Source organism: Atopococcus tabaci DSM 17538, from assembly GCF_000429585.1.
GTDB classification, from domain to species: domain Bacteria; phylum Bacillota; class Bacilli; order Lactobacillales; family Carnobacteriaceae_A; genus Atopococcus; species Atopococcus tabaci.
In genome coordinates, this window is the sequence record NZ_AUCD01000067.1 from 1 (window position 1) to 13,374 (window position 13,374).

The window sequence follows — 13,374 nt, forward strand, 5'->3', positions numbered from 1 at the left end:
ATTGGTGTTCCTTCTTCGAGATGTTCTCGAAGAACTACCTTCTTAAGTTCTTTGGTGTAATGATTATTTTTAGATTTGGTTTGAATTCCTGAAAGACCATATTCTTGGTATCTAAGGATTTTCTGACCGAAGGTCGAATCACTTAATAATAAACCATAATCTTCACTTAACTCTCTAAAACTTTTTCCTTCTTCAAGATATAACAGAATATATCGCTCAAGTTCTTGAGCCGTATGTTTACTGTTTGAACGCACAAAAAAATCCCCCTAAAGTAGTTTTACTTTTTAAAGTGTCTACTTTAGGGGGAGCATATCACTTTGAGAGAAACCAGCCCTTTTATTTTTATGTTGTTCGTGCTTTGCGGTCGCTTTGCATGACTTTCCATGAGCGTTTGATGGTTTGGAACATGTTCGTGTCGGAATAAATCAACACGTTGGACCGGTACATCATCAGCGACAGATACGTCAGCAGTACCGCAAAAACCGTAGATCCCAGAATGGACAACCAGACTCCTGTAGTGGTGACTGTGTTGGCCGCAATCCGGAACGGCATGATGAACGGTGTGAAAAACGGAACGTAGGATAAAACTTCCACTACCGGTTGATCCGGTGAAGCAAAAGCGAACAATCCTCCGTAAAAACCGATCATTGCCAAAAAGACAATCGGGGTAACCGACTTATTGACGTCTTCAATCTTGGTAACCAACGATCCGAAGAACGCCGCCAATACAACGTACATGATGACGCCCAGCAGGAAGAAAATCAATGTATACCCCAGCAGCGACTGGAAAATAGCCGCCAAGTCGACGCCTTCAAGCAGTTGCTGCACCCATTCGATGTCTCGGATAAACGGATAGGCAACCAATGCCAATACCACATAAATCGCAATCTGCGTCAAACAGATCAGCAGCACCCCGGACAGTTTCCCAAAGAAATGCGCCGTTGAAGAGACACTAGACAAGATGACTTCCATGATACGCGTTCCTTTTTCAGAGGCCACTTCTTCCGCAATGATACCGGCATACGTCATGATAAAGATAAAGATGCCGATAGACACCGCATAAGCGCTCCAGTTTTGGATTGTTTCAGCCAACGAATCTTCTTGACTGATTTCACCTTCGTCAATCCGTACCGTAGTGGTTTGGACTTCCACCGGCGCGACCAAGTCCATCACTTCTTCCGGAGTCAAGCCGACAGCCGCTCCTTTGATTTGAACTTGGTAAGTAGACAAGACTTGATTCAAGATGGCCACCGTCTCTGTCGCGTTGCCTTCTGTGTGGATGTATTCTCCTTGAATCTGGTCATCAGCTGTTTCCAATACCAAGTACCCGTCCAACTTTTCTTCTGTCATCGCCTCTTCCGCTTCTTCCACCGATGCAATATCGGCATTCACTTCAAGAGGAATATCCGGACTCGCCATGATTTCCTGCACGGCGCTGTCTTCGGTAAGCACAGCGATGGACGTCGGTTCCTGGTTTGTCTCAGAACGACCCACGAAATAAATGATCAACGCCACAATTCCCAACAAGATAATCGGTGAAAGAACCATGGTCACAAACCCTATGGATTTGACGTTTTTCTTGTATACTTCTTTAAGGATAATCCAGTACTTATTCATTCGGCTCACCCGCTTTCAGTTTGAAAATTTCTTCCAAAGTCGGCGGTTGCTGACTGAACGTGGTGATGTACCCATTTTCTGTGACACGGTCAAAGATGTCTTTTCCTCTTTCCGGAGCATCCAAGGTCAACACTTTCAGTCCTTCGCTTGTTCCGGAAACAGACAAGACTCCCGGCATCTGCCCCAGTTCTTCTTCCGCAATTGGTGTTTCTAGAAACAGACGCGTCCGCCCGAACTGTTCACGAATGTCTCGGACAGTGCCGTTCAAGACCATGCGCCCGTTTCGCAACATCACCAGGTTGTCACAAATTTCTTCGACGTTATTCATGTTGTGGCTCGAAAAGATGATGCTGGCGCCGCGTTTTTTCGCTTCTTTGATGCCTTCTTCAAGCAATTCCGCATTGACCGGGTCCAGCCCGCTGAACGGTTCGTCCAGAATGATGAGTTCCGGTTCATGGATCAATGTGCAAATCAACTGCACTTTTTGTTGGTTCCCTTTGGAAAGCGTTTTGACTTTGTCGGACTTCTTTCCTTTTACCTGGAACTTTTCCATCCAGGCATCAATTTGCGGTTTGATTTCTTTTTTTGATTTTCCCCGCAATTGTGCAAAATAAAGGATTTGGTCTTCAATGGTGACTTTTGGATACAATCCCCGTTCTTCCGGAAGATATCCCACCGTATCATAATCCTTCTTACGCAACCGGTGTCCATTCCACAACACTTCTCCTTCATCTGGCCCCAACAAATTCAGAATCAAACGGAAAGTCGTGGTCTTTCCAGCTCCGTTTTGCCCAATCAATCCCAAGATTGAACCTTTTTCTATAGTAAAATCAATCCCGTCCACTGCGACAAGATCTCCAAACCGTTTCACAAGTGATTTGGCTTCTAACATACGGCCTCCTCCAATCCTTTCGCCCTTTATAACGAGCGTCCTCTTTTATGATAGCACAGGAGAAACCAGAGTCGGGTAAAATTATTGTAAAAATACAAATTGTTTGATATTTTCTCAGCCTTCCATGATTTTCACATGAAATGTCCGTGTCCGTGGGCCGTCAAACTCGCAGAAATAAACGCTCTGCCACATGCCTAAAATGAGCTGGCCGTCTGCGATGATGAGTGTTTCACTTGCTCCCACGACGGAGGATTTCATGTGTCCGTCTGAGTTTCCTTCCATATGGATGTAGGCTTCTTTATTCGGAAAAGTCTCGTTCAATCCCAGTTTCAAATCGGTTTTCACATCTGGATCGGCGTTTTCATTGATGGTGATTGCTGCAGTGGTGTGCGGGCAGTAGACCACCATGATTCCGTCCTGCACACCGCTCTCTTGAAGCGCCTTTTTCAGATATTGATCGAGATTCGTAAATGACTGCTTTTCATCGGTTTTGATTTGGTAGGAATACAACGTTTTAGCCATGTGGCTCATCCTTTCATGTTTGTTTCCTTCATCGTACCTCAAAACGTCTCCAGGACAAAATATGTTTGACGAGAACAACAAAAAAGCCTGCTCTCACACAGGCCTCCTCTCTTTCTTCAATTGTAGACGCGCTTTTTTTCGTTGACATATCCGCTCCAGACGCGGGCGGTTGTACCGTTGGGACAAGATGAAAGGCAGATTGAACAACACAGCGTAAGCCACCATCACCCATCCGGCCCAAGGCGGGTTCCACAAGAAAAACAGCCCGGCCGGCAGCATCGACAACCAATGCGTCACTTCCGCACGCTTGGTTTCCATGATGAATTGTTCCAACGTGTCCAAGTCGCTGCCGTTTAAACGGGATTTGTCATACCCCGACTTCAAAAACAACGTCCCGTCCGGCAAATGACGTTTCCAATCCTGGATGGACAACCATTTTTGCCAGACTTTTCCATCATCCTCCCATTCTTTTGGCTGAAACCAGTCCTTTTTTGAGCAAAATAACGATTCGGTACTTTCAGCATCCCAAAAGAAATGACGAGGTGAAAAAAGGCCCAGGCACACACATCAACGATGACTGTCCAAAAAGGCGATAGATGAATGATCTGCATGCAGGAACCTCCTCCTTATAAATCAATTTTCTGGCCCTTCCACTGAACGGTACGAAGCACATTCGTCGCCAGCCAGGAACGCGCAAACACCATGACAAAAAGTCCAAACAACGCCGGGTAACCGAGTGCAGCCTGGATGGAAAAGCTTCCGGTTCGGCAGGTAAATAAGTAAAATTGCATGGCATAAAGCAGGTAACAGAGCACTCCGTTCAAAATCCAGGCCCAATTCACCGTTGTCAGCGTCAGAATGCAAAAGAACGGGACGAGAAAACCTCCTGCTATCCAACAAACGACAGCAGTCATAACGGACGGGTACGTGCCTTTGGAACCTGATGCAAAGTGTTTGATCCATCCGTTTTTTAATTGCGTCAGTCCTTCCGGGTACATCCGGAAATGCACCATGTCTTTCCCGCTGTACAGCCGGACCGGCAGGAGATCTTCTTGAAAGGCTTCCGCTAAAGCAAATCCTTCAATCAAAAAATGTTGGGCCATTTCATGCCCGCCTACCCGAAAGTATTCCTCCCTAGCACACATCGTAAATGGTCCAAACGCGCCTGCCGCTTCTACGTTGAAGGCGGAGATAACGTTCATGCCGGCCATTGTTAAAATATTGAATACCGCAGAAAAGTTCTCGTAGTCTTCTTGGATTTCGTGATACGGCTGAACCGAAAACAAGCCTTTCGCGCCTTGATACTGAAACGAAGAAGCAGCTTTGCTTAAAGCATCCGCATCCTTCAGCCATGTATCGGCGTCCATAAACACCAGCCATTCGCCTGACGCCGCCTGCGCTCCTTGAAAACAGGCTGCTGTCTTCCCTCTCCACCCCGTTTCTTTTTGGACAGACACCACTTTCGCCCCGAAACGTTCCGCCGTTTCCGCGGTGCGGTCGGTTGAACCATCATCCGCCACCATCACTTCAAACGGCTGATGCGTCTGGTTTTCCAGCGATTCCAATAAGCGTGGGAGATTGTTTTCTTCGTTGCGTGCAGGAATGATGACAGAGATCCGTGCCCGTGCATTCAATGGTTTCGCTTGAACGGCCGGATGTTTCCAGTACATTACATTAAAAAACCTGCCACAACCACCATCAACGACACCACCAAGAGTACTCCTACCATGCCATCCCTCCTAGAAAAGATACTTGCGTAGCTTTTTCAACCAACCCAACTGACTCGCTTTGTACGGTGGGTACTGCACCGTCGAACCGTTGAACGGTTTTTGCATATACTGAACTTTTTGATAAGTGAACGTATCAAAACCGGCTTTTCCGTGGTAACGGCCGAACCCACTCGCCCCCACTCCTCCGAACGGAAGATGGGATGCTGCTGCGTGGCGGATGACTTGATTGAAGCTGAAGGCGCCGCTTCTCAAACGGTGTGCCGCTTTCTGTGCCACTGTCTCTTCGCGGCTGAAAAAATAGGTGACCAACGGCGACGGCTTGGCGTTCAACTCATTCAGCAGGCCATCTAAATCCGCGTACGGAACCACCGGCAGGTCCGGTCCGAAAATTTCGTCTTGAAGCACCCGGCTTTTTGGGTCCACTTCCGTCAGCAGCGTCGGCTCCAAGAAATGTTCTTCCCGCTTGTGACGGCCGCCGCTATACACACGCCCTTCTTCTAAATAACCGACAAGACGGTCGAAGTGGTTCTGGGAAACGATCCGTCCGAAGTCTGCGCTCTTTTCAGAATCGTTTCCGTAAAAGGGTCGAATGCTCTCTCGGGCCATCTCCAAAAACTGCGGAAACACCGCTTCCTGTACATAAACGGTGTCCGGTGCGATGCAGCTCTGTCCGGCGTTCAAAAATTTTCCCCAGACAATCTGGTGGACGTGTTCTTTGGTGACGCCCGTTTCGTCGATGATACACGGATTCTTTCCTCCCAGTTCCAACACGACCGGGACAGTCCGTTCGGCAGCTTTTTGGTGGACAATTTTCCCCACCCGCTTGCTGCCGGTGAAAAAAATAAAGTCCCAGTCCAGCTCAAGCAGCCGCTCTGCCGTGTCGGCTCCGCCTTCCACAACGGTCACCACTTCACGCGGAAAATAACGGCCGATCAAATGAGACAACAGCCGGCTCGTTGCCGGTGCGTATTCAGATTGAGGTACAATCTTCTAAGGATATGTATGACAATATTAAAAACAATTGTCCCCAAAATGAATTATGTTTTGAAAAAAATGATTCAATTAAGCTGTATTTTGCTTTCTCCAAATAAGCGACAAGAAAGTGACTGGAGTTTCTTATAAACAATAGTTTATTTTTTAATGTTGAACATATTCTAACACGAGTTATTTATGAATGCTGTTCGGATTTTTCGAAGTGGTTTGAAAAAAATGACTGTTCGTTTTTTTCGTCTCTTTTTTTCTTGCTGGCCACTTACATTATATAAATCCTGAATAATTCATAGTTTTTCCATCAATAGCAGCAAACAGTGATTTTACAACCTTTGGATTCAGTCCCTTCATCACCCATTGGGTGATGAAAAAAGAACCCCTTTCTGATATGGTTAATTCACTACAACCAACCAAAAGAAAGGGGCTCTCAATGGTTACTTTACAAGAAAATGTAGCGAAATTCAATAATAATTCAATTGTTTCTCATGACGGTGGTCAATTATCGAGTGATTCTGGCTTAGTGCTGGTTGATGAACTGATGGATGCTCTTCAATTTACGCAACTCTCTGAAAAAGTCGTGAAATTTAAGGACAACCGCAAATATTGGACACACACGAACCCCAAGGTTTTAAAGCAATTGATCCTTCAGATTATAGCGGGTTATCCTACGGATTCTTCTGCAAACATTTTGCGCCATGATCCAGTTTTACAGACCCTTTCACCCGACGAGCCATTGGCTTCTCAGTCGTCTATTTCACGTTTCTTTGATCGCGTCACCTTAGACACAATCAGTACATTACAGGGACTCAATCAATCTTTAATCGACAAAGCTCGTCTGGTGCGAAACGATACGAACTTGATTATTGATTTGGATTCCACTCATTCAGATACATTCGGCAGTCAAGAACAGACCGCCTACAACGCTCATTATGGAACGAATGGCTATCATCCTTTAGTCGCCTTCGATGGGCTAACCGGTGATTTTTTAAAAGCAAAACTTCGTTCAGGTAATCAATACACCTCCAACGGAGTGAAGGGATTTCTTGAACCATTATTGGAACATTATAACCAAGCCATTCCAACCACCGATATTCTTGTCCGTGGAGACAGTGGATTCGCAACACCAGCTATTTATGACTTATGTGATACCTTCAAAAATCATTACGTCATCCGGCTTAAAGCCAATCGAAACTTATACCGCTTAGCAGAAGAATTTGTATATTATGATAATAATCATCCATGGGATGAGAAAGAAGTCTATTATCATTCGGTTTCCTATCAAGCAAACTCTTGGACGAAGCCTCGGCGCGTCTGCATACGTTCAACGCGAGAGGTAGACGAGCTACTGTTTAATCACGCTTTCATTGTCACAAATTTCTCTGAAAATATCTCAGCGAAGAGAGTGTTTGAAACGTACAATAAAAGAGGGACCATGGAAAACTATATAAAAGAAGCCAAAAACAACTTCTTTTTCGATAAAACGGACAGTCCCCACTTCCTTGAAAACGAAGCACGCATGATGATTAGTTTACTGGCGTATAATCTGGTGAACTTCTTGCGGACCATCTGCTTTGATTCAAAATGGAAAGGACTCCAAGTGAATACGATCCGGCTTCGGTTATTCAAAATAGCGGGGAAGCTCGTCCGTACGTCGAGACAACTGTACTTGAAACTTTCTAGTTCCCATGTTTACCAAGCCGAGTTCTATCATACATTCAGGCGAATCCAACGGATTCGACAATAAATCTAATCAGTCATCATTTTTAAAAATCTGAATTGTGCCCAGGGGGAAGTGTGTCCAAATTCCAGTTTATAGACTGGAAAAGCTCAAAGTTTCGTTTGGAATCTAAAAAATTAAAACGAACAACATGTAAAATAGAAAAAACTACGAAAATTATAGAACTGAAAACTAAAAATCGCCTCAAAAATTAGAGGTATGAATTATTCAGGTAAATATTTTAACATTTTTTTCCAAACATATCGTTAGTTCTATCTATCACTGTTTTTTCTCTTCTTACTCTCTTTCTTCTTTCTGCGCAGCTCTCTGAAGAAAGAGGTGAGCATATGACCGCATTCCTCTTGTAAAACGCCTTGTTCTACATAGCACTGGTGGTTGAACCGCTCCTCTTCCAACAAATTCATCAATGTGCCGGCCGTTCCACCTTTTGGATCCACGGCTCCATAGTACACTTCTTCAATGCGCGACAATACAATGGCTCCGCTGCACATGGCACATGGCTCCAAGGTCACGAACAACTGGCAGTCTTCCAGCCGCCAATTTTCCAACCGTTCATTTGCCTGCGCAATGGCAATCATTTCGGCATGCGCCGCCGCATACTGCGACGTTTCACGCCGGTTATGGCCCCGGCCGATGATTTCCCCGTTCAGCACCACTACCGCCCCAATTGGCACCTCTGCGAGAGCTTCCGCTTTTTTCGCTTCAATAATGGCTTCTTTCATGTAATGTTCTTTCTCTTCTATTGATAACATATTATTCTTCCCCTATTTGTGAATGGCTTCGTCTTGGCTTTATCATTAAAAGCAATCATCATACGAAAATCTTTCCTCATTATACCAAAAATTCCACTGTCTCCCGAAAAATGTTACTATGAAAGTAGCAAAAGCAATCGCCAGTCGATACCAAAGGAGCTAAAGTTGTGACTTTTGAAGAATTAAAAACCATCTATCCTGATGCTTATTTATCTGATGAAAAAGAAGGGTTCGATGACAGCCTCGTCTTTCCTTACTATAATAAGTGGATTCATTTGAAAAAAGAAGACGTATCAGAGAAAGAAAGGCATTTGTTGTCATTTTTATTGGACCACCGGGCTCTTTCCTCCAACACACCTGTCCGGTCGCAGTGGCAGGCATTTTTGACCGGTGAAGAAGAGATTCCCCAGGGTCAAAACATGGTCCGCGTCATCCAAATTGAGCTGCGTAAAAAGGATGAGGAGTTTGATAAAAAGTTATGGTTGGAATCCATTGCCAACCTGTTTGATCCGATTGTGGATATTTTCTTTTTGTCCGATGAACTGTGTCTGGTCATTCAAGACGAAAAAAGCCGGTACCTGCAGTCGGAAGAGATTGAAGGAATGCTTCAGACCGTGGATGACGACTTCTCTACTAAAACGACCTGCTACATCGGTCAGTACTGGATCCCTCAAGAGCAATTCCGAAACCTTTACGAGGAAGAGCGGAGGATTTTCACACGCGAACAAAAACGGTCCGGGCAGTCCGTTCTGACGTTTTCCGATGTCGCTTTGCGTTACTACACGGAAGATGCGGTAAACAATAGTTCCATCATGCAGCAACTGAAAAATTATATTTCCTCGCAGTCTGAATGGAAAGAGCTGATTATGTTTTTATGGGAAAGCCGCGGCAATGTCAGCATGGCCGCAAAAAGCATGTTCATCCACCGCAACACCCTTCAATACCGCATCGACCGGTTTTATGATTCCACAGGGTTGTCCTTGCGGGATATGAATGACCTGATTATTTGTTATATGTTGATTGTTTAAACAAAAAAAGACTGAGAGGAATCCGAAGATTCTTCTCAGTCTTTTTTGAAATTAATGAGAAAACTTGTCTTTCACAGTTTCTGTTTTATCCATCAAGGTTTCTTTGGCGTCTGCAGTGGCATCTTTCAACTTATCCTTCAGCTCTGTGAGTTTGCCATCCGATCCGCCGACTCGTTCCACTGTCGCCAACAAACGGGTAATTTCGTCATCGCTCAACTGATCCACCACTGCCATCGCTTTTTTATTTCCTTTTAGTTTGTCTTTCACAAAGGTTTTTGCCTTATGGCGATTCATCATGGCTTTTCCTTTGTTTTGGGTTTTATCGGAGAAGAGAAGATACGCAGCTGCACTAACTGCCACTGCCGTCCCAACTCCAATTAGCGTCTCTTTTGTTTTGTTGTTCATCCAACATCACATCCCTTTCTTTGACTTCTTGTTCAATCATCCTAACAAAAATGCTTGTAAAGGGCTAAGGATACGGTTTTGTCACTCAAACGAACATCGGGGTTCTTTCAGAAAACAAGGCTTCAAAAAGCCCTCAAAGACCCGTTTTAGAGCTTTGAGGGCAGCACGTTTCAGCTTAGAGGGCTGGTTCTTTTTCTTTGGTGTTTTCGCGGACCTTGACAGTCAATTCGCCCTTGGAGGCGCCAACGGTGACTTTGTCGCCCAATTGGATATTTCCTGCCAACAACTCCTCGCTGAGTCGGTCTTCGATTTTCTTCTGAATTGCACGTTTCAATGGTCGCGCCCCGTATTCTGGGTCGTACCCTTCTTCTGCAATGACGTCGATTGCGGAAGGCGTGATCTTCATATCGATGCCCAGCTCTTCCATACGCTGAGTGATTTTTTGCGTCAACAGCTTGACGATTTCACGCAGCTCTTCTTTGTTCAAGGAATGGAAGACAATGGCTTCATCGATTCGGTTCAAGAATTCTGGACGGAAAGATTTTTTCAATTCTTCCATAATCCGGCCTTCCATCGCCTTGTGATCGAATCGTTTGTCGCGTGCAGCAAATCCGACTTCTTTTTCATCGCGCAGGGCAGTTGCACCCACGTTGGATGTCATGATGAGAATGGTGTTCTTGAAGTCCACTTGACGGCCTTTGGAGTCCGTCAGCAATCCATCATCCAATACTTGCAGCAAGATATTGAATACGTCCGGGTGAGCTTTTTCCACCTCATCCAACAAAATTACGGAGTACGGTTTTTGACGGATTTTTTCTGTCAATTGACCGCCTTCGTCATACCCCACATATCCTGGAGGCGAACCGACCAGACGGCTCGTGCTGAATTTTTCCATGAATTCCGACATATCCACACGGACAAGGGCCTCTTCCGACCCAAACATGGCTTCTGCCAATGTCTTGGCCAGCTCGGTTTTTCCGACACCCGTCGGACCTAAGAACATGAAAGATCCGATTGGACGGTTTGGATCTTTCAAGCCGCTGCGGGCACGGCGGATGGCACGCGAGACAGCTTTCACGGCATCGTGTTGGCCGATGACCCGTTCATGCAATACTTTCTCCAAGTTCAACAAACGTTCACTTTCTTTTTGTTCCATTTGACGGGTTGGAATACCTGTCCACTGCGAAATAACTTCTGCAATATCGTGGTCTGTGACGCGCAGATCTTCTGTTGGTTCTTCTTCCTCATGCAGAAGTTTTTCCAACCGTTTCCGCAAATACATTTCTTGCTGACGTACTTTTGCGGCTTGTTCGAAATCTTGGTTTTGAATCGCTTCTTCTTTCTCACGAATCAACTGATTCAACTCTTCTGTCGCTTCAGCTTCCGGAGTCGGACGGTCTGCCGCATCCAAACGAACTTTCGACGCGGATTCGTCCATCAAATCGATGGCTTTATCCGGCAATTGGCGGGAAGGGAGGTAACGTGTAGACAGCTGAACCGCTGCTTTCAACGCTTCGTCTGTGATGGTCACGCCGTGGTGTTCTTCGTAACGGGAACGCAAGCCTCTCAAAATTTCTTCAGCTTCCTCCGGTGTCGGCTGATCCACATGGACCGGTGCAAAACGTCTTTCCAACGCTGCATCGCGCTCAATGTGTTTTTGGTATTCATCCAACGTGGTCGCTCCGATAGTCTGCAGTTCACCGCGGGCAAGAGCTGGTTTCAAAATGTTGGAGGCGTCAATCGCACCCTCTGCTCCGCCTGCTCCAATCAACGTATGCAACTCATCGATAAACAAGATGACTTCGCCGTCGTTGTAAATTTCATCGACGATTTTTTTCATGCGTTCTTCAAATTCACCGCGGTATTTGGTTCCGGCTACCAAGGAGCCCATATCCAACCCCATCACTCGTTTGTTCACCAGTGTGGAAGGGATGTCCCCGGATGCAATTTTTTGAGCCAATCCTTCAGCGATGGCCGTCTTCCCAACACCCGGCTCCCCGATCAATACCGGGTTGTTTTTCATCCGGCGGCTTAGAATTTGGATCATACGGCGGACTTCTTTTTCACGGCCCACAATCGGGTCCAGGCGTCCTTCGCGGGCGGACTCTGTCAAGTCGCGCGCCAATGAATCCAGTGTCGGTGTACCGCCTTTTTTCGCGCTGCTTTTCACATTGCGGCGCCCTTTGGCATTCGAAGATACATTTGCTGCGGCACCCAATCGTTTCAAGACCATTTTACGAGCTTTTGTCAAATCAATATTCAGGTTTTCCAATATTTTGGAAGACAACACATCTTCATCTCGCAATAATCCCAACAATAGATGCTCGGTTCCCACTAAAGGCGTCTGCATTCTGCGGGCTTCGTCGGTTGCATACGTAATGACTTTTCGTACTCGCGGAGAATACGGCAACACAACGTTTTTATCGATTTCATCTCCAGGCCCATAGCCGGTAAAATGTTCGATTTCTTCACGCACTTCTTCTTGTGTCAAAGAAAGTTGGCGGAGTGTTTTTCCCGCAATACCGTCCTCTTCTATCACTAATCCCAACAAGAGGTGTTCGGTTCCTACTGTTCGGTGGCGAAACGTTTTTGCTTCTTCTTGCGCAATAATCAGCGCTTTTTTTGCTTTCTCTGTGAATAGTTCATTCATGTCTGTTCGCCTCCATTTTCTGAACGGATCATTCATACTTTAAGTTGTTAAGAAAGGTCACCAGCAATCTCGCCCGCATGGCATCTTCCATCTTTCCTGCCGGGCGAAAAAGTGATTTGTCCATTGATACGAGCATAAGTTTCGCTTCTCGTTTGGAAATAACATCTTCTTCATATAGCTTTCTTATAATGGACTGGGCATCTCTCTCACTGATGCTGTCACCAATTATATCTATCATTGTATCCAATATTTTAGATTCGTCCAACAATTGCACTTTATTGATGCGGATGTAACCGCCTCCCCCTCGTTTGCTTTCTACGAGGTATCCTTGTTGGATCGTAAATCGAGTCTTAATCACGTAATTAATTTGGGAAGGTACACAGTCAAATAATTCCGCAATTTCATTGCGTCTAATCTCTACCTGGTTTTTTTCGTTTAAAACTTGTTTCAAATAAGCTTCTATAAGATCAGATACGTTGTGATTTTGCATGGCATCTATTGCCGCACAAAGAGGCTCTCTCCATCGCACCATTACCCTCTTTGTGAATGGCACCCTCCTTCCTTTCCTCACACTTTCAATGACGGGAATTGTTTTTCGACTCAATGTTTTGACTAAATTTGACTAATACCATTATATAGTATTTACCGGTTTTTGAAAAGAACAGGGTTCAAGTATTCTACCATACTTTTAAAGGCAACAAAAAAGAGGCTGGGACAAAAGCCACTAAATAAAAACGACGAGAAATTAGATTAACTAATTTTCTCGTCGTTTTTGCTATATATAATTAGGCATACAAAAAGCACCCTGATATAATATTAGTAACGACACTAAACATTAAAGGGGTGCTTTTTATGTACGTACAATATAACATGAATCAAACTTCACTTCCATTAGAATTATCTACTTGTATTGATCCCAACCATATTGTTTTTTCTATCTATAACTTTGTCGATTCATTAGACGATCATTACTTTAAAATTTTTGAGACTCAGGACGGTCGTCCTGCCTATCACCCAAAACCACTCATCATGTCTCTTCTTTATGCCTAC

At 45.0% G+C, this 13,374-nt stretch carries 14 protein-coding genes and 1 pseudogene; 3 read left to right on the forward strand and 12 right to left on the reverse strand.

Annotated elements, in window-relative coordinates:
* From G470_RS0109420 to G470_RS13295, 8 genes and pseudogenes are all read right to left on the reverse strand, one after another.
* Nucleotides 1-254 (reverse strand): annotated as a pseudogene (locus G470_RS0109420) (hypothetical protein); the annotation flags it as partial.
* 88 nt (nt 255-342) lie between these two features.
* Complete coding sequence (locus G470_RS0109425) at nt 343-1,617, reverse strand: ABC transporter permease (protein WP_028274605.1); 1,275 nt, start codon at nt 1,615-1,617, stop codon at nt 343-345.
* Nucleotides 1,610-2,509: an ABC transporter ATP-binding protein gene (locus G470_RS0109430; protein ID WP_028274606.1), complete on the reverse strand. Its 900-nt coding sequence runs from the start codon at nt 2,507-2,509 to the stop codon at nt 1,610-1,612. The genes G470_RS0109425 and G470_RS0109430 overlap by 8 nt, the downstream gene beginning before the upstream one ends.
* Before the next feature lie 114 nt (nt 2,510-2,623).
* Nucleotides 2,624-3,031, reverse strand: coding sequence for a secondary thiamine-phosphate synthase enzyme YjbQ (locus G470_RS0109435; RefSeq protein WP_028274607.1), 408 nt, complete (start codon nt 3,029-3,031; stop codon nt 2,624-2,626).
* A 93-nt stretch (nt 3,032-3,124) separates the two neighbouring features.
* The gene (locus tag G470_RS13290; RefSeq protein WP_338023261.1) at nt 3,125-3,463 is read right to left on the reverse strand and encodes a glycosyl-4,4'-diaponeurosporenoate acyltransferase CrtO family protein; all 339 of its coding nucleotides are present in this window, start codon (nt 3,461-3,463) and stop codon (nt 3,125-3,127) included.
* The gene (locus G470_RS15085; RefSeq protein WP_338023262.1) at nt 3,412-3,642 is read right to left on the reverse strand and encodes a hypothetical protein; all 231 of its coding nucleotides are present in this window, start codon (nt 3,640-3,642) and stop codon (nt 3,412-3,414) included. Before G470_RS15085 ends, G470_RS13290 begins: the two co-directional genes overlap by 52 nt.
* Before the next feature lie 15 nt (nt 3,643-3,657).
* Complete coding sequence (locus G470_RS0109445) at nt 3,658-4,701, reverse strand: glycosyltransferase family 2 protein (protein WP_028274608.1); 1,044 nt, start codon at nt 4,699-4,701, stop codon at nt 3,658-3,660.
* Between the two features lie 69 nt (nt 4,702-4,770).
* Entirely contained in the window at nt 4,771-5,748 is a 978-nt protein-coding gene (locus tag G470_RS13295) for an aldehyde dehydrogenase family protein (RefSeq protein ID WP_084172170.1), read from the reverse strand.
* A gap of 433 nt (nt 5,749-6,181) precedes the next feature.
* Here G470_RS13295 and G470_RS0109455 point away from each other — a divergent pair, with 433 nt between their 5' ends.
* A complete protein-coding gene (locus tag G470_RS0109455; RefSeq protein WP_028274609.1) occupies nt 6,182-7,495 on the forward strand; it encodes an IS1380 family transposase in 1,314 nt (437 codons plus the stop codon).
* Nucleotides 7,496-7,740: 245 nt separating this feature from the next.
* On the opposite strand, the gene tadA is transcribed toward G470_RS0109455, so the two are convergent.
* The gene (gene tadA, locus G470_RS0109460; RefSeq protein ID WP_028274610.1) at nt 7,741-8,241 is read right to left on the reverse strand and encodes a tRNA adenosine(34) deaminase TadA; all 501 of its coding nucleotides are present in this window, start codon (nt 8,239-8,241) and stop codon (nt 7,741-7,743) included.
* 167 nt (nt 8,242-8,408) lie between these two features.
* On the opposite strand from tadA, the gene G470_RS0109465 reads away from it, so the two are divergent.
* Nucleotides 8,409-9,269 carry a helix-turn-helix domain-containing protein gene (locus G470_RS0109465; RefSeq protein WP_028274611.1) on the forward strand — a complete coding sequence of 287 codons (861 nt, stop codon included), beginning with the start codon at nt 8,409-8,411 and terminating at the stop codon, nt 9,267-9,269.
* Nucleotides 9,270-9,320: 51 nt separating this feature from the next.
* Here the strand turns inward: G470_RS0109465 and G470_RS0109470 are convergent, their stop codons facing one another.
* The 3 genes from G470_RS0109470 to G470_RS0109480 all read right to left on the reverse strand — a co-directional run bounded on the left by G470_RS0109470 (nt 9,321) and on the right by G470_RS0109480 (nt 12,814).
* Nucleotides 9,321-9,674 carry a hypothetical protein gene (locus G470_RS0109470; protein WP_028274612.1) on the reverse strand — a complete coding sequence of 118 codons (354 nt, stop codon included), beginning with the start codon at nt 9,672-9,674 and terminating at the stop codon, nt 9,321-9,323.
* Between the two features lie 175 nt (nt 9,675-9,849).
* The gene (locus G470_RS0109475) at nt 9,850-12,324 is read right to left on the reverse strand and encodes an ATP-dependent Clp protease ATP-binding subunit (protein WP_028274613.1); all 2,475 of its coding nucleotides are present in this window, start codon (nt 12,322-12,324) and stop codon (nt 9,850-9,852) included.
* A 28-nt stretch (nt 12,325-12,352) separates the two neighbouring features.
* Nucleotides 12,353-12,814: a CtsR family transcriptional regulator gene (locus G470_RS0109480; protein ID WP_028274614.1), complete on the reverse strand. Its 462-nt coding sequence runs from the start codon at nt 12,812-12,814 to the stop codon at nt 12,353-12,355.
* A gap of 362 nt (nt 12,815-13,176) precedes the next feature.
* Between G470_RS0109480 and G470_RS14730 the strand changes: the two genes are divergently transcribed.
* Nucleotides 13,177-13,374 (forward strand): transposase (locus G470_RS14730; protein WP_205617880.1); only part of this gene is annotated, 198 nt, incomplete at its 3' end.